The organism is Nocardiopsis sp. iso_186 (genome assembly GCF_056173365.1).
This window is the reverse complement of the sequence record NZ_CM149670.1, coordinates 3,094,357-3,110,135: the sequence shown is the minus strand read 5'-3', so window position 1 is coordinate 3,110,135 and position 15,779 is coordinate 3,094,357. Positions and strand designations below refer to the sequence as shown.

Below are 15,779 nucleotides of genomic sequence, written 5' to 3'. Positions count from 1 at the left end.
CCCGCATCGACGAGCGGACCGCAACAGGCGAGGTAGCATCGCTGCCGTGTCCCACGAGCCCGATGAGTTGACCCCCGCCGCGATCGTCCGTGCCGCCTCCCGCCTGGAGGCGGTGGTACGGCGTACCCCGCTTGAGCACAGCGCCCGGCTCAGCGACGACGTAGGCGTCCCGGTGCTGCTCAAGCGCGAGGACGCCCAGCTGTGCCGTTCCTACAAGGTGCGCGGCGCCTACAGTCTGATCGCGTCGTTGAGCGAACAGGAGCGCAGCCGCGGCGTCGTGTGCGCCAGCGCGGGAAACCACGCCCAGGGACTGGCGTTCAGCTGCCGCGAACTCCGGATCAAGGGACGGGTCTACCTTCCCTCCAACACCCCGCGGCAAAAGCGCCGACGCATCGCGGCGATCGGCGGCGACTGGGTGCGCCAGGTGATCGTGGGCCGCTCCTTCGACGAAGCCAACGCCGCCGCCCACGAGGACAGCCGGCGCACCGGCGCCGTCTACGTCCCCCCGTTCGACGACCCCCGCACGATCGCCGGCCAGGGCACCGTGGGGCTGGAGATCACCCAGCAGCTCACCGGCCCCGTCAACACCGTCGTCGTCCCGGTCGGCGGTGGCGGCCTCGTCTCCGGCATCGCGCTGTGGGTCAAGGAGAACCTGCCCGGGGTCCGTGTCGTGGGCGCCGAACCCGCCGGTGCGGCCAGTATGCGCGCTGCCCTGGACAACGGTGGACCCGTCGCGCTGCCCCACGTCAACACCTTCGTCGACGGGGCCGCGGTGGGCCGGGTCGGTGAGCACTGCTACCGGCTCGTGCGCGACCTGGTTGACGAGATCGTGTCGGTGCCCGAGGGCGCGGTGTGCACGGAGATGGTCGCGCTCTACCAGAACGAGGGGATCATCGCCGAGCCCGCCGGAGCACTGGCCAGCGCCGCCGCCCGGATGCCACTGGGGCGCAGGCCCGAGGGGCCGGTCGTGTGCGTCGTCTCCGGGGGCAACAACGACCTCAGCCGCTACGGCGAGGTGATCGAGCGCTCCCTGCTGCACGAGGGGCTGCGCCACTACTTCCTGGTGACCTTCCCCCAGGAACCCGGCGCGCTGCGCCACTTCCTCGACGAGGTGCTGGACGAGGGCGAGGACATCGTCGCCTTCGAGTACGTCAAGAAGAACAACCGGGAGACCGGGCCCGCGCTGGTCGGCATCGAACTGGACCGCGCCGACGACATCGAGGCCCTGGTCAAGCGGATGTCGGAGAGCCCGCTGCAGATCGAACGGGTCTCCCCGGGGTCGCCGCTGTTCTCCTTCCTGCTCTGACCCGGCCCGCGACTACCAAGGACGGTGCGGCGGATGGAAGCGAGTCAACCGCGGTGACACACGAAGAGCCTCCGGCGCCCTCGCGCCCCGCCCCGCTGGTGCGTCTGCTGCGCTCGCCGTGGCCGCGTGTGGTCCTGCTGGTCGCGATCCTGGCGGGGTGCGGCTGGTTGGCGGCCACGCAAGGGCTGGACGCACTGGCAACGGCGCGCGAGCACGTCGCGGGACTGGGGGCGTGGGGGCCGCCGCTCTACGTCCTCCTCTACGCCCTGGCCACCGTCGCGCTGTTTCCCGTCGCGTTCCTCGATGCGGCTGCCGGGGCGCTGTTCGGCATCTTTTTGGGGGCGGCCCTGGTATGGGCGGGTGCGACGCTGGGCGCGGTCGCCGCGTTCCTGCTGGGCCGGGGGCTCTCCCGCGAAGCAGTCGAACGCCTCTCCGGGGGCAGGGTCAACCGCCTCAACGCATTCCTGGCCCGACGGGGGACCCTCGCCGTCGCACTGGTCCGGCTCTTCCCGCTCTTCCCGTTCACCCTGGTCAACTACGGCTCCGCCCTCACCGCGGTCACCCTGAGGCAGTACACGCTGGGAACGGCGATCGGCATCGTGCCCTCGGTGTTCGTCTACGTCTTCCTGGGCCGTGGTGCGGCCACCCCCACGTCGCCGATCTTTCTCGCGGCCGTGGGGGTACTGGTGCTGTTCGTCGTCGGGGGCGCGTTCGCTGCCCGACGGCTGTCGCGTCGCATGGAGCCCGCCGACCGAACCGGCGACGAAGGCTGAGCCCGGCACCCTATTCGCGGCGCACCTCGTTGTGGGTGAGCAGCACGTAGCAGGCCGCCAGTTCCAGGCAGAACCAGCTGTGGCCGTCCGCTACAGGCGGGGGCAGCCGGGCGTTCGGGGCGGTGACCGCCTCCACGGCCGAGCGTGCCTGGTCGGTGATCGCCTGGCGGGCCCGTCGGGTGCGCGGTCTGATCCCCCGTGCGCACAGGTCGGCCTGTAGGGCCCCGGCCCGCACCACGATCAGGTCGTGCAGGCGCGGATCGCTTCGGGCGGCCAACAGGAGGGGTTCACCGTGCTCGTGGTAGAGGCGGCGCAGCCATCCCTGGGCAGTTGAGAGTCGGGTCGTGGGCACGGTGGCGACGCTAGCGTCTTCCCCGGCCGCGTGCGGGCCGAACCGGTTAGCAGACGCGCTTCGCGCAGCATCCATTACGCGAAGCGCGCCCGCGTTTCACCGGGGTGGCCTCCAAGAGGGGCGGTGAGGTCCGTGCCCCCGTCTCCAGTGGGGGGCTCCCCCCGCCCCAGAGGTAATTCGGTGCTGGTGGGCGCATGGATTGGCCGATTCGGTGATGCGATGCACGACCGACGGTCCCCGGGCGGAAAAGTACGGGTTTTCCCATCGCCGGGGCCCGCGCCGGAGCGGGAGATCTGGCCCGGGACGGGCAGGACGCACGGGGCCGGCGTGTTGACCGCGCTCCTACTGGGCAGCAGAACAACCATGATGACCTACGCCGACTGGAGCGACCTCGACGACGACGAGCTGATGGCCGCGGCCATGGCCCTCATAGAAGAGGAGCCTCCGCCCGCCGTGGTGTTCGCCTTCGTCAACGCCATCCTGTGCCACACAGATGGCGAGACGGTGCCTTGACGGGGTCTAGGGTCGGTGCCGACAGGCCACGCGCGGGAGAGGCACGACCATGGAACAGGTGCTCGCCGACGACGCCTTCCTGCACTCGGCGGCGCCCTTCCGCCGCGAGCTGCTGGTGCACTGCTACCGGATGCTGGGCTCGGTGCACGATGCCGAGGACCTGGTCCAGGAGACCTACCTGCGGGCGTGGCGTTCCTACGACGGGTTCGAGGCCCGATCGAGCATCCGTACCTGGCTCTACCGCATCGCCACCAACGTCTGCCTGACCGCCCTGAGCGGTAGGGCCCGGCGCCCGCTGCCGACCGGGCTGGGCGGCTCGCCGGCCGACCCCGAGGACGACCCGAGGCGCTCCGCGGACATTCCCTGGCTGCACCCCCTGCCCGATGTGCCGGTCGCCGTCGAATGGGGCGATCCCGCCTCGGTCGTCGCCCAGCGCCACAGCCTCCGACTGGCGCTCGTCGCCGCCCTCCAGTACCTGCCGCCCCGCCAGCGTGCGGTCCTGGTGCTGCGCGACGTGCTGCAGTGGCGCGCCGCCGAGGTCGCCCAACTGCTGGGCACCACGACCACCGCTGTCAACAGCTCCTTGCAGCGCGCCCGCGCCCGGATCGCCGAAGCCGCCCCGGCCGAGGAAAGCGTCCTCGAACCGGAGGACGCCGAGTACCGTCGGCTGCTCGACCGGTACGCCGCGGCCTTCGAACGCAAGGACGTCGCCGCCATCACCCGCCTGCTCACCGCCGACGCGGTATGGGAGATGCCGCCCTTCGCCTCCTGGTACCGGGGCCCGGCCGCGGTGGGCCGCCACCTCGCGGCCAGGTGCCCGGGCGGTCCCGGCGACTTCCGCCTGCTGCCGGCCGGCGCCAACGGCCAGCCGGCGTTCGGGGTGTATCTGCGCGACGGAGGCGAGTACCGGCCCTTCCTCCTCCAGGTGCTCACCCCCACCCGGGCGGGCTTCTCCCATGTCGTCAGCTTCCTCGCCCCCCGGCTCTTCGTGACGTTCGGCCTGCCCCCGTCACTGGCGGGGGTGTCGCCCGCCACCCCCGCCGGGTGAGCACGTCGCGTGCACGGAGGGCATGATGGAGGGACACGGGACCCTTCGCGGCCTGTAGACCTGATGGACCGCACAGCTTAAGGACGCAGAGATCGTGCAGCGCACCCTCATCAACGGCAAGATCCACCGCGCCACGGTTACCCAGGCCGACCTGCACTACGTCGGATCGATCACCATCGACGCCGACCTCATGGCGGCCGCGGACCTGGTGGACGGAGAGCAGGTGCACGTCGTCAACATCGACAACGGCAACCGGCTGGTCACCTACGCGATCACCGGCGAGCGCGGCAGCGGGGTGATCGGCATCAACGGCGCGGCCGCCCACCTGGTCAACCCCGGCCACCTCGTCATCATCATCTCCTACGCCGTGGTGGACGAGGCCGAACGGGCCGGTCACGTCCCCAGCGTCGTGCACGTGGACGCGGCCAACCGGATCGTGGAACTGGGCGACGACCCGGCACAGCCGGTTCCCGGCTCGGATCTGCGCTCCGGTGCCGGCCACACGGGGTCCGGGACACGCGAACGGGTCGGCTGACCCGCGGGGCGGCCGAAAGCAGGTGCACCAGCCGGGGTTCCCGCCCCGTGCCCGGTTCCCTGCCGCCGTGACGAGGCCGTCCGCCCGCGCTCGGCGCAGGCGGACGTCCCCGTCCACGATCGGGCGGGGTGCTCCGTCACAACGAAGACGGTCGGGGCGACTGCCCCAGCGCGTCAGCTCCGCTCGCGCATGTGGTCGCGCAGACGCTCCAGGGTCTGCGACAGCAGCCGCGAGACGTGCATCTGGGACAACCCCATGCTCGCGCCGATCTGCGCCTGGGTCTTGTCACCGAAGAACCGCAGCAGCAGAATGCGCCGTTCCCTGGAAGGCAGTTGGGCCAGGGCCTCCTTCAAGGCGATCCGGTCCACGACACCCTCCAGCGCTCGGTCGGTGTAGGCGATGGTGTCGCCCAGGCTGTCGGTGTCGTCGTCGGAGCCCCCGTGCGGGGCGTCCAGGGACAGTGCCCGGTACTGTGCTGCGGCGTCGAGGAGCTCGACAGTGGTCTCCACGGCCAGGCCCAGCTCGTGCGCGGTCTCGACCAGAGTGGGCGAACGCCCGTTGGCCTGCGCGAATTCCAGGGTCATGCGGTTGAGCTCGGTGCGCAGCTCCTGGTACTTGCGAGGAACCCGCACCGCCCAGGTGTGGTCGCGGAAGTGGCGTTTGAGCTCGCCGCACATCGTCGGCATCAGATAGGAGATGAACGGTTTGCCGAAGCGCGGATCGTAGCCCTCGATCGCGCGCATCAGACCCAGCACGGCGACCTGGTACAGATCCTCCAGCGGTTCACCACGGTTGCGGTAGCGCCGCGCCTCGCGTCTGGCTATGTGTTCGTGACGGCGCACGACCTCGGCGCGGATGGGTTCGGCCTCGGCCGCGCAACCCGCCTCCGCTAATTCGGTCAACAGCTCCTCGGTGCTCGGAGCATCGTCATCGGCGGCCTGGCGCGGATAAGGCGCGACCGCCCATGGCATCCGTGCGCGTGCAGCGTTCGAGGACTCGGTTTGCGTTCCAGCCATGTGGATCTCCTGCTTTTGGCCCTGGCGGCGGCGTGACGAAGTGGCGCCGCCCCTTACGCCGGCAAGATCCCGCGCAGAGTACGCGGGCCGGTTGGGGCGCGGGTGCGAATGAAGCAACGAGGCCGTTATTCGGACCTTAAGAAATCGCCGCCCGGAAATCCGGGAGCGAAAATGGTGCGGTTCCACACTTACCCGCCCGGAGTCCCCCACGACAGCCCCAGAGGGGGTGGTTGCCCGAGGTTTCACTCCGGTCGGAAGGGTTCTTTGCCTCCACAAAAGCCGCGGGTAGTCATACGGCGGGTGAAACCGGTGCTATTGCCACTGGTTGCCCCGGACGCTTCGGGGCAGCGAGAGGCCATGACGGCACGCGTGGACTGGGAGGACCTCGACGATGGTCAGATGCTGGAGGCGGCAGCGGCCCTCCTGTGGCAGGATCCGCCGCCGGCGGCGGTGTTCGCGCTCGTCGAGGCGATCATGGGAGCGGGAGACGACGAACCGGGGCCGCAACGCGCCCCCTGAGTGCGCTCGCGCGCGGTTCGCCCCCCGGCGAGCGGGTTTCGTGGTCTTCGCCGGTCGTGCCCGTGAGCGAGTGCGTAGACTTGCCCGCGACCACCGGGTCGCCGACGCGGCGCCGACCGGCGCATGCCCGCCGTTCTCGCAGGTCCGCCTCTGCCTCCCGGATTCCTGCCATCAGTACGCGGAGGTGGATCGTGTCCGTTGATCCCCGAGAGTCCAAGCCCTGCCCGCAGGGCTCGCGCATCGACCCCTACGTCGGTTCCTACGCCGCACGCGCCCAGGGGATGGTGGCCTCGGAGGTCCGCGCACTGTTCGCCGTCGCATCGCGGCCCGAGGTCGTCTCGCTGGCCGGGGGCATGCCCAACGTCAGCGCCCTTCCGCTGGACGCGCTCAGCGACATCGTCCAGCGCGTCGTCACCGAGCAGGGCGCCACCGCCCTGCAGTACGGTTCGGCCCAGGGCGATCCCGTGCTGCGCCAGCACATCTGCGAGGTCATGGGCCTGGAGGGGATCGACGCCAGTCCCGACGACGTGATCGTCACGGTGGGCTCCCAACAGGCGCTCGACCTGGTCACCAAGGTCTTCATCGACCCCGGTGACGTGGTGCTCACCGAGGGTCCCACCTATGTGACGGCCATCAACACCTTCGCCGCCTACCAGGCCCGCATCGAACACGTCCTCATGGACGACGACGGCGTGATCCCCGAGGCGCTCGAAGAGATGCTGACCCGGCTGGCGGCCGAGGGCGCCCGGGTCAAGTTCTTCTACACCGTCCCCACCTTCAACAACCCGGCCGGCGTCACGCTCACCACCGAACGCCGCGCACGGGTCCTGGAGATCTGCCAGCGGTTCAACCTCCTCGTCCTGGAGGACAACCCCTACGGACTGCTGCGCTACGAGGGGGAACCGGTTCGCGCGCTGCGCGCCGACGCACCCCGCAACGTCATCTACCTCGGCTCCTTCTCCAAGACGCTGTCGCCGGGCTTTCGCATCGGGTGGGCGCTAGCCCCTTCCGCGGTGCGCGACAAACTGGTCCTGGCCGCCGAGTCCGCGATGCTGAGCCACTCCAGCTTCAACCAGTTGGTCGTGGGGCGCTATCTCGCCACGCATCCTTGGCGCGAGCAGATCAAGGACTTCAACGAGATGTACCGGGCCAGGCGCGACGCGATGCTGACCAGCCTGGACGCCCTCATGCCCGTGGGGAGCTCCTGGACCAGGCCCGAGGGCGGCTTCTTCGTGTGGGTGCGCCTGCCCGAGGGACTGGACTCCAAGGCCATGCTGCCGCGCGCAGTCGGCGAGCGCGTCGCCTACGTGCCCGGAACCGGTTTCTTCCACGGCGACGACGGCCGCGGCAACATGCGGCTGTCGTTCTGCTACCCCACCCCGGAGCAGATCCGGGAGGGCGTGCGGCGACTCGTCGGCGTACTGGAGAGTGAGATCTCGCTGCGTGATACGTTCGGCAGCGCGTCGGCGCCGCCGCGCCTGGGAGACGACGCCCCAGCACCCGACCTGCCGTAGCGGCGGGGCGAGGAGACTGGGGCGCCGGCAGTGGCAGGACAGAGGGAGAACAGGGCCGTGGCCGACCTGAACCGAGTACTCGTGCTGGCCGGCGGGCTCTCACCCGAGCACGAGGTGTCGGTGCGCTCCGGCCGAAGGGTCGCCGACGCGCTGCGCCGCCTGGACATCGAGGTGCAGCTCGCCGACGCCTCCGCGGGGCTGCTGGAGACACTGACCACCGACCCGCCGCAGGTGGTCCTGCCGGTCCTGCACGGTGCACTGGGCGAGGACGGCGCCATCCGCGAGGTCCTGGAGCTGTCGGGGGTGCCCTATGTCGGTGCACGCCCCGACGCCTGCCGGGCGACCTACGCCAAACCCATCGCCAAGGCCAGGGTGGCCGAGCACGGGGTCGCCGTCCCCCGCGGTGCGGCCCTGCCCAAGTCGGTCTTCCACGACCTCGGCGCCCCGGCCGTGCTGGAACGGATCGTGGACTCCCTGGGCCTGCCGCTGTTCGTCAAGCCCGACCAGGGCGGTTCCGCGTTCGGCGCCACGGCGGTCGCCGGCGCCGCCGACCTCTCCGCGGCGCTGGTCAGCTGCTTCGCCTACAGCGACACCGCGCTGATCGAGGAACAGCTCTTGGGCACCGAGATCGCGGTGGGCGTCCTGGACCTGGGCGACGGCCCCGTGGCACTGCCCGCCGTGGAGATCGTCCCCGACGGCGGGGCCTACGACTACACCGCCCGCTACACCGCCGGGCGCACCGAGTTCTTCAGCCCGGCCCGGCTGTCCGCCGAGGTCGCCGCCGCGGCGGCCCAGGCGGCCGTCACCGCCCACAAGGCCCTGGGGCTGCGCGACCTCTCGCGCACCGACCTCATCGTTGACGACTCCGGCACGGTGCGCTTCCTGGAGGCCAACGTCTCGCCCGGCATGACCGAGACCTCCACGCTTCCCCTCGCGGTGGAGGCGGCGGGCCTGGACTTCGCCGTGGTGTGCCGAGAACTCGCCCACCGGGCGCTGCTGCGGGGCTGAGCACCGGGCGCCCGGGTCCTTTCGGTGCCCGGGCGCCACGGTCACGCCCGCTCGATCCCCACGATGTCCTCGGGGCGCACCGGTGTCCGGGAAAGCGCCCGACCGGTGGCTGCGCGCACGGCCGCGACCACCGCCGGAGTGGAGGACAGGGTTCCGGGTTCTCCCACCCCGCGCAGTCCGTAGGGGGCCTGAGGATCGGGGCACTCCAGGATGTCCAGGCGCATCGGCGGGGTGTCCGCGATCGTGGGTATGAGGTAGTCGGTGAAGGACGGATTGCGGATCACGCTGTCCTTGACCTGAATCTCCTCCATCAGCGCCAATCCGATCCCCTGGGTGGTGGCGCCCTGGATCTGCCCGGCGAGCTGTTGGGGGTGCAGTGCCCGGCCCACGTCCTGGACCGCGGTCATCTCCACGACTTTGACCAGGCCCAGTTCCACGTCCACGTTGACGACCGCCCGGTGCACGCACATCCCGAACTGGGTGTGGGAGTCGCCCTGGCCGGTGACCGGGTCGATCATCTGGGTCAGGCGGTGTCGGTACTCGCGGGTCTCCTCCACCGCGGAGTCGCCCAGTAGCTCCACCAGGCTCACCAGCACCCCCTCGGTGGCGGAGAGGACCTTGCCCCCGCTCAGCGACAGCAGGGCGCCCGCATGGTCGGGAGCCACCAGCCCGCGTTCGCGGACCAGGCCGAACACCCTCTCGCGCACCGCCTCGCAGGCGTTCTTCACCGCTCCGCCCGTCATGTAGGACTGGCGCGAGGCGGAGGAGGAGCCGGCCGACCCCACCCGGGTGTCGGCGGGGTGGATGGTGACCTGTTCCACCCCCAGTTCGGTGCGCGCGATCTGGCCCTTGATCGTGACCAGGCCCTGGCCCACCTCGGCCGCGGCGGTGTGCACCAGGACCGTCGGCTCGCCGCCGATGACCTCCAGGCGCACCCGTGCGGTGGAGTGGTCGTCGAACCCTTCGGAGAAGCACAGGTTCTTCAGACCCACGCCGTAGCCCACGCCGCGCACCACCCCCTCGCCGTGGCTGGTGTTGGCCATCCCGCCGGGCAGGATCCGCGGGTCGCCGGGGTCGGGCAGGGCCGCGCGCTCGGGCGGCATCGGCGCGTCCCGGGCGCGTATCAGCATCTCGGCCATCGGCAGCGGCGAGTCGATCACCTGACCGGTGATGATGCGCGATCCCTGCGCCACGGCGTTCTTCAGCCGCAAGTCCACCGGGTGCATGCCCAGCCGTTCGGCGAGGCGGTCCATCTGCGACTCGTACCCGAAGCACGCCTGGACCGCGCCGAAGCCGCGCATGGCCCCGCACGGCGGGTTCGTGGTGTAGACGCCGTAGGCGTCCACCAGCACGTTGGGCACCTCGTAGGGCCCGATGCCCAGGGAGGAGGCCACGCCCACGACCGCCGGGGTGGTCGAGGCGTAGGCGCCGCCGTCCAGCACGATGCGCATCGTCGCGTACACCAGCGTGCCGTCGGCCAGGGCACCGTGCTCGTACTCCATCCGCGCGGGGTGGCGGTGCACGTGCCCGAAGAAGGACTCCTCGCGGTTGTAGACGATCTTCACCGGCCGCCCGGTGCGCAGCGCCAGCAGGCAGGCGTGGATCTGCATCGACAGGTCCTCGCGGGCGCCGAACGCCCCGCCCACGCCGGCCAGTGTCAGGCGCACCCGGTCGGCGGGCAGCCCCAGACAGGGGGCGATCTGGCGCTGGTCCACGTGCAGCCACTGCGTGGCGATGTAGAGGTCGATGCCGCCGTCCTCGGCCGGTACCGCCAGGCCCGACTCCGGCCCCAGGAACGCCTGGTCCTGCATGCCGACCTCGTAGGAGCCCGACACGGTGACGTCGGCCCGGGCGCGCAGCTCCTCCACCGAGGCGCCCTCGGCGAAGGCGCCGGTACGGATCGGCTGGTAGCGGACCTGGTTGCCGTTCTGGTTGTACTGCCGGTGCACCGGCAGCGAACCCGCCTCGTGCACCAGTGGGCAGTCGGGGTCGAACGCGGCCCTGATCGGGTCCGACACCGGTGCCAGCACCTCGTAGTTGACCCTGATCCGCTCCAGCGCCCGGCGCGCGGTCTCGGGATGGTCGGCCGCCACGATGGCCACCGGTTCGCCCTGGTAGCGGACCTTGCCCTCGGCCAGCACCGGCTGGTCGAGGTACTCCAGCCCGTAGCGCTTCTCGCCGGGCACGTCCTCATGGGTGAGGACGGCGTACACCCCCGGCAGCCGCAGCGCCTCGGTGATGTTGACCCCCTTGATGAGGGCATGGGGGTGCGGACTGCGCAGTGTCATCCCCCAGAGCATGTCCTCTGTCCACATGTCCGAGGAGTAGGCGAATTCCCCGGTGACCTTGAGGGTGCCGTCGGGACGGCGCGGGCTGGTGCCAACCCCGTCCTTGATCGCGCCGGAGAGGCCCGACGCGGTGGTTCCGGTCGTGGTCGTCATCAGCGGTTCACCTCCCGGAGCAGCCTGGTGTGGGCCTGGCGTCCGGCCAGGGCGGCCGCCTCCGCGGAGACGGTGCGGAGCTCTCCGCGGTCCACGACGCCTGCACCGCCGACCAGCAGATGCTCCAGTGGGGGAGTGGGACCGAAGGTCAGGGCCACCACCGGGTCGGCGATGACGTCGTAGCCGTAACCGTCCACTCGCCACAGGGCGATGTCGGCGAGCTTCCCCGGTTCCAGGGAACCGAGCTCGTCGGCGCGGCCGAGGCAGCGGGCCCCGCCCATGGTCGCCAGTTCCAGGGCCTGGCGCGCGTTCAGCGCCTGGGGCCCCATACGGGCGCGCGCCATCAGCAGTGCCTGGTGCATCTCGCCCGCCAACGGGGTCAGCTCGCTGGAGGCGGGGCCGTCCACCCCCAGGCCCACGGCCGCGCCCGCCGCCACCAGTTCGGTCACCCGGCAGATTCCCGCGCCCAGGCGGGCGTTGGAGGTGGGGCAGTGCGCGATCGACGTTTTGGTCGCGGCCACCCGGGCGATCGCGTCGTCGGACAGGTGCACGGCGTGGGCCAACCAGACGTCGGGCCCCAGCCAGCCCAGCTTCTCGGCGTATTCCACCGGTGTGCAGCCGAACTCCGCGAGGCACTGACGCTCTTCGTCCAGGGTCTCGGCCAGGTGGGTGTGCAGCCGCACTCCCTTGGTGCGGGCCAACTCGGCGGCCCCCACCATCAGCTCCCGGCTCACCGAGAAGGGCGAGCACGGCGCCACCGCCACCCGGGTCATCGAGTCGAAGGCAGGGTCGTGGTGGGTGTCGATGGCAGCCGCGGTCGCCTCCAGCGCTCCGTCCAGCGTCTCCACCACGCTGTCGGGCGGCAGGCCGCCCGCGGAACGTCCGCGGTCCATCGAGCCGCGGGCCAGATCGAGGCGGATGCCCACGGCCCGGGCGGCCTCCACCTCGGCGGAGGCGATGTCCCCGCGCCCGTCGGGGAAGATGTAGTGGTGGTCGGAGGCGGTCGTGCAACCGGACAACGCCAGCCACGCGGTCCCCGCTGTGGTGGTGCCCGCGACCACGTCGGCGTCCAGGCGGTCCCAGATCTCGTAGGAACCGGCCAGCCACTCGAACAGGGTGTTGTCGGTGAACAGGCCCTGGGTGGCCCACTGGTACAGGTGGTTGTGCGTGTTGACCAGCCCGGGGGTGGCCACGCAGCCGCGTCCGTCGATGATCCGGGCGCCGGCCGTGGACGGAGCGGGGCCAGGGCCGACCTCGGTGATGTGCCCGTCCACGGCGACGACGTGGCCCGAGGGGTACTCGGCGCCGGTCACGGTCACCACATGGGCGCCGTCGATGACCACGGTCGTGCTCACCGGGCGCCCTCCTCTGTGCGCTCGGCCGCGGTGCGCACGGCTTCGACGATCTTCTCGTAGCCGGTGCAGCGACACAGGTTGCCCGACAGGTGCTCGCGGATCGCGGCGTCCTCGGGGACACCGCGGCCCCGACCGACGGTGCGCGCGATGAGGTCCTCGGTCTGCACGAGCAGGCCCGGGGTGCAGAAACCGCACTGCACGGCACCGGCCTCGACGAACGCCTCCTGGATCACGCTCAGCCGGGCCTCGCCGGACGCGCCCTGCTCGGCCATGCCCTCCACGGTGCGCACCGCCCGCCCCTGGGCCTGCCCGGCGGCGACCATGCACGAGCACACCGTCACCCCGTCCAGGTAGACCGTGCAGGAACCGCACTCGCCCTGTTCGCAGGCGTTCTTGCTCCCGGGCAGGCCCAGTCGCTCGCGCAGCACGTACAGCAGGCTCTCACCGGCCCATACGTTGTCGGCCGACACCTCCCGGCCGTTGACCTCGAATGTCACGCGCACGTGGCGATCTCCTTCCGGTAGTCGGTGACGGCCCAGGCCAGGGCCCGGCGGGCCATGACCGAAAGGGCGTGTTTGCGGTACTCGGCGCTGCCGCGCACGTCGTCGATCGGGCGGGCGGTCGCGGCGACCAGTTCGCCGAACCGGCGTACGGCCGTCGGCGCGGGGGCCGTTGCCTCGTCCCAGTCCAGTTCCGCCGCGATGAACTCCTCGGCCGCCCGTGCGCGCAACGGTGTCGGTCCGGCCGAACCGATCCCGGTCCCGACCTCGCGGGTGCGGCCGTTCAGGGCCAGGGCGAACGAGGCCACGGCGATCACCATCGCGTTGCGCGTGCCGATCTTGCAGAACTGCTGCGGGCCGGCCGGTTCGGGCAGGAGCACCGCGGTGATCAGCTCGTCGTCCTGGCGCGCCGTCCGGCGCGGCCCCAGGTAGAACTCCCGGGCCGCGACCCGGCGCACGCCCCGCGCCGAGGCCAGCTCGATGGTGGCGTCCGCCGCCAACAGCGGTGGGTGCGCGTCGCCGGCCGGCGAGCCGCCGCCGAGGTTGCCCCCGACCGAGCCGCGGTTGCGGATCTGGGGGGAGGCCACGGCGCGTGCGGCCATGGCCAGACCGGGGGCGCGGCCGCGCAGACGGTCGATGATCTCGGTGTAGGGCACCCCGGCCCCCAGGCGCAGGTGGCCCGGCTCGACCCGCCATTCCCGAAGCTCCGCGATGCGCGTCAGGTCGATCAGTGCGGGCGGCCGGTGTTTGTCGAAGTTGAGTTCCACCATCACATCGGTGCCGCCCATGATCGGCACCGCGTCCGGCTGCTCGCCCTTGGCGGCGAGCGCCTCCGCCAGGGTGGCGGGGCTCAGGAATTGCATACGTCGTCCTTGCTGCTCGCCGGCGCGCGACGGTGCGCCGTGTCGGTCCCTGCCCGCTCTCCGGGTTCCAGTACAGCACTTGACGGGGGCCAGGACCAGGACGCGAAGACATGAAGAGAACGGCAGGTCGGGCCTTTCATCGGTGTTTTCCTCCAAAAGCCCGTCTGGGCTACCGTGGCCGCAGCGCAGGGGGTCCTTCTGCGCGCAACGGCAAAGGACGGGCCATGCTGATCAGCGAGCTGGTCGCCGTACCGCGCCTGCGGCTGCGCTTCCTCAGCGGCGCCCACCACGCGCGGCGTCCGGTGCGCTCGGTCCCCACCACCGATCTGCCCAGCCCGCAGCGCTACCCCACCGGCGGAGAGCTGGTCATGACCGGGGGATGATGTGGCACGCGGGGGCGGCCGACTCCGAGGAGTTCGTGCGCTCGCTGGCCTCGCTTCCCGGAGAGGTGCGTTCGTCCTACCGGGACCGGGTGCTGGGCCCGTTGCCGGCCCACGACCGCGACCACCGGGGCGACCTGACGTGGACACCGCAGGCGTTCTTGGAGCACTCCGGATCGTGGCAGCGCTGCGCCGCGGCCATGCACGTCCACGTCAACACGCTGCGCTACCGGATCGGGCGCATCGAGGAGCTGACCGGGCGCGACCTGTCCCGCATCGATCAGCGGGTTGACCTGTTCCTGGCGCTTCGACTGCGCGAGTGAACGGTCTTGTCACCGCGTCCGGTTAGGCTCCACCGGTCGCGACAGTCGGGGAAGCGAAAACGAGCAGGGGAGCAGCGGTGGAATCGACGGTGGCCCGGGTTCTGGCCGACGGCGGGGAGCTCGCAGGAACGGATCTGAACGGCGCGGACCTGCGCGAGGAGCTGGGATCGCCCGTGAAGCAGGGCGAGCGCCGGTTCACCGGGTGCGACCTGCGCGGTGCGGACCTGCGCGGTGCCGACCTCGTGGGTGCGGTCTTCACCGGCTGCCGGGTGGACGGTGCCCGTCTGGGGCGTGCCGTCCTGGACAACGCCGTGTTCACCGGGGGAGGCGCACCCGACGCCGACTTCACCGAGGCCGAGTGCGCCGACACGCGCTTCGGCGACATCGACCTCGCCGGTACCCGGTGGGACCGCGCCCTGTTGGCGCAGACCGCCTTCGTCGGCTGTCGGCTCAGCGGCGCGGATTTCCGGGGCAGCCGCGGGGTCGGCCTGTCCTTCGCCGGCTGCAACCTCATGCTGGCGCGGATGCCCCGCCTCGGGTTGCGCGGTCAGAAACTGGCCGGGCTGCGCATGGACGAGGCCGATCTCGGCGGCGCCGACCTGCGCGACACCACATGGAGCCGGTCCGCGCTGCGCGGTGCGAACCTGCGCGGTGCCGATCTGCGGGGCGCGGACCTCAGGGGCGCCGACCTCGGGGAGGTCGTCCTGGGCGAGGCCGGGTGGATGCGCGGCGCGACGGTCTCCGCGGCCCAGGCCCAGATGCTGCTGGCGGCGATGGGAGTGGTGGTGGCCGCGGACTGAGCCGACCGGCCTCCGGCGATGCGAACGGCAGGTGGGCCCAGGGGCGGGTGAACTCTTCCCGCCACGGCCCTAGACGGCGCAGAACTCGTTGCCCTCGGGGTCGCGCATGATCCACCAGTGCCCGGCCGGTCCCTGGTCCACCTCGCGGACGCGGGTGGCGCCGACCGTCTCCAACCGGTCCACCAGCGCCGTGAGTTCGCCGGGCGCGCCGTGGACGTCGATGTGCAGGCGGTTCTTCACCGTCTTCTCCTCGGGCACGTCCTGGAAGAGCAGCCTCCGGCCGCCACCGATGCCGGTCACCGCGTCGAACGGGTCCTCGGGGTGGCGGATCGCGGCGTAGCCGCGAAAGATCCGGCGGCCGTTGTGCTCGGTGACGGCGTCCGCGCCGACGAGGCCGTCGGTCAACAGTTGGTCGATCAGCGCGCTGGTGTCCTCCACTTCGTACTCCAGCGCGGCGGCCCAGAAGTCCGCGAGGGCGGGTGCGTCCGTGGCGTCGAAGACCAGTTTCCAGTGCAGTGCCATGTGCTGGTTAT

The 15,779-nt window shown here is 71.4% G+C and carries 17 protein-coding genes and 1 pseudogene; 11 read left to right on the top strand and 7 right to left on the bottom strand.

Features of this window, described 5'->3' with window-relative positions; genetic code table 11:
• Positions 1–46 precede the first annotated feature (46 nt).
• Both ilvA and AC0VYP_RS13755 read left to right on the top strand, forming a co-directional pair.
• Positions 47–1,306: a threonine ammonia-lyase IlvA gene (ilvA, locus tag AC0VYP_RS13760; protein WP_475470003.1), complete on the top strand. Its 1,260-nt coding sequence runs from the start codon at positions 47–49 to the stop codon at positions 1,304–1,306.
• A 53-nt stretch (positions 1,307–1,359) separates the two neighbouring features.
• Complete coding sequence (locus AC0VYP_RS13755) at positions 1,360–2,079, top strand: TVP38/TMEM64 family protein (protein ID WP_475470001.1); 720 nt, start codon at positions 1,360–1,362, stop codon at positions 2,077–2,079.
• A 10-nt stretch (positions 2,080–2,089) separates the two neighbouring features.
• Here the strand turns inward: AC0VYP_RS13755 and AC0VYP_RS13750 are convergent, their stop codons facing one another.
• Entirely contained in the window at positions 2,090–2,431 is a 342-nt protein-coding gene (locus tag AC0VYP_RS13750; protein ID WP_285760090.1) for a hypothetical protein, read from the bottom strand.
• Between the two features lie 327 nt (positions 2,432–2,758).
• On the opposite strand from AC0VYP_RS13750, the gene AC0VYP_RS13745 reads away from it, so the two are divergent.
• The 3 genes from AC0VYP_RS13745 to panD all read left to right on the top strand — a co-directional run bounded on the left by AC0VYP_RS13745 (position 2,759) and on the right by panD (position 4,527).
• On the top strand, positions 2,759–2,944 hold the full coding sequence (locus AC0VYP_RS13745; protein ID WP_475469999.1) for a hypothetical protein: 186 nt from the start codon (positions 2,759–2,761) through the stop codon (positions 2,942–2,944).
• Positions 2,945–2,993: 49 nt separating this feature from the next.
• On the top strand, positions 2,994–3,992 hold the full coding sequence (locus AC0VYP_RS13740) for a sigma-70 family RNA polymerase sigma factor (protein ID WP_475469997.1): 999 nt from the start codon (positions 2,994–2,996) through the stop codon (positions 3,990–3,992).
• 94 nt (positions 3,993–4,086) lie between these two features.
• A complete protein-coding gene (panD, locus tag AC0VYP_RS13735) occupies positions 4,087–4,527 on the top strand; it encodes an aspartate 1-decarboxylase (RefSeq protein ID WP_475469995.1) in 441 nt (146 codons plus the stop codon).
• A gap of 173 nt (positions 4,528–4,700) precedes the next feature.
• Here panD and AC0VYP_RS13730 read toward each other — a convergent pair whose 3' ends face one another.
• Positions 4,701–5,543 (bottom strand): SigB/SigF/SigG family RNA polymerase sigma factor, encoded by an 843-nt coding sequence (locus AC0VYP_RS13730; RefSeq protein WP_285760086.1) that lies wholly within the window; start codon positions 5,541–5,543, stop codon positions 4,701–4,703.
• Positions 5,544–5,900: 357 nt separating this feature from the next.
• Between AC0VYP_RS13730 and AC0VYP_RS13725 the strand changes: the two genes are divergently transcribed.
• The 3 genes from AC0VYP_RS13725 (at position 5,901) to AC0VYP_RS13715 (ending at position 8,584) form a co-directional block, all read left to right on the top strand.
• Complete coding sequence (locus AC0VYP_RS13725; protein ID WP_285760085.1) at positions 5,901–6,062, top strand: hypothetical protein; 162 nt, start codon at positions 5,901–5,903, stop codon at positions 6,060–6,062.
• A 191-nt stretch (positions 6,063–6,253) separates the two neighbouring features.
• Positions 6,254–7,576 (top strand): aminotransferase-like domain-containing protein, encoded by a 1,323-nt coding sequence (locus AC0VYP_RS13720; RefSeq protein ID WP_475469992.1) that lies wholly within the window; start codon positions 6,254–6,256, stop codon positions 7,574–7,576.
• Positions 7,577–7,633: 57 nt separating this feature from the next.
• On the top strand, positions 7,634–8,584 hold the full coding sequence (locus AC0VYP_RS13715; protein ID WP_285760083.1) for a D-alanine--D-alanine ligase family protein: 951 nt from the start codon (positions 7,634–7,636) through the stop codon (positions 8,582–8,584).
• A 41-nt stretch (positions 8,585–8,625) separates the two neighbouring features.
• Here AC0VYP_RS13715 and pucD read toward each other — a convergent pair whose 3' ends face one another.
• The 4 genes from pucD to AC0VYP_RS13695 are packed head-to-tail and all read right to left on the bottom strand — an operon-like array spanning position 8,626 to position 13,743.
• Positions 8,626–11,025, bottom strand: a complete 2,400-nt coding sequence (gene pucD, locus AC0VYP_RS13710; protein WP_475469990.1) for a xanthine dehydrogenase subunit D — start codon at positions 11,023–11,025, stop codon at positions 8,626–8,628.
• Positions 11,025–12,380 carry an 8-oxoguanine deaminase gene (locus AC0VYP_RS13705; protein WP_475469989.1) on the bottom strand — a complete coding sequence of 452 codons (1,356 nt, stop codon included), beginning with the start codon at positions 12,378–12,380 and terminating at the stop codon, positions 11,025–11,027. The genes pucD and AC0VYP_RS13705 overlap by 1 nt, the downstream gene beginning before the upstream one ends.
• On the bottom strand, positions 12,377–12,883 hold the full coding sequence (locus tag AC0VYP_RS13700; RefSeq protein WP_285760080.1) for a (2Fe-2S)-binding protein: 507 nt from the start codon (positions 12,881–12,883) through the stop codon (positions 12,377–12,379). The genes AC0VYP_RS13705 and AC0VYP_RS13700 overlap by 4 nt, the downstream gene beginning before the upstream one ends.
• Positions 12,874–13,743 (bottom strand): FAD binding domain-containing protein, encoded by an 870-nt coding sequence (locus tag AC0VYP_RS13695; RefSeq protein WP_475469987.1) that lies wholly within the window; start codon positions 13,741–13,743, stop codon positions 12,874–12,876. Before AC0VYP_RS13695 ends, AC0VYP_RS13700 begins: the two co-directional genes overlap by 10 nt.
• A 224-nt stretch (positions 13,744–13,967) precedes the next feature.
• On the opposite strand from AC0VYP_RS13695, the gene AC0VYP_RS13690 reads away from it, so the two are divergent.
• From AC0VYP_RS13690 to AC0VYP_RS13680, 3 genes and pseudogenes are all read left to right on the top strand, one after another.
• A complete protein-coding gene (locus AC0VYP_RS13690; protein WP_475474366.1) occupies positions 13,968–14,126 on the top strand; it encodes a hypothetical protein in 159 nt (52 codons plus the stop codon).
• Positions 14,093–14,446 (top strand): annotated as a pseudogene (locus tag AC0VYP_RS13685) (PucR family transcriptional regulator); the annotation flags it as partial. The gene AC0VYP_RS13690 and the pseudogene AC0VYP_RS13685, both read left to right, overlap by 34 nt.
• Positions 14,447–14,523: 77 nt before the next feature.
• Positions 14,524–15,246, top strand: coding sequence for a pentapeptide repeat-containing protein (locus tag AC0VYP_RS13680; protein WP_475469985.1), 723 nt, complete (start codon positions 14,524–14,526; stop codon positions 15,244–15,246).
• A 69-nt stretch (positions 15,247–15,315) separates the two neighbouring features.
• On the opposite strand, the gene AC0VYP_RS13675 is transcribed toward AC0VYP_RS13680, so the two are convergent.
• Positions 15,316–15,768, bottom strand: a complete 453-nt coding sequence (locus tag AC0VYP_RS13675; RefSeq protein WP_285760076.1) for a VOC family protein — start codon at positions 15,766–15,768, stop codon at positions 15,316–15,318.
• Positions 15,769–15,779 lie beyond the last annotated feature (11 nt).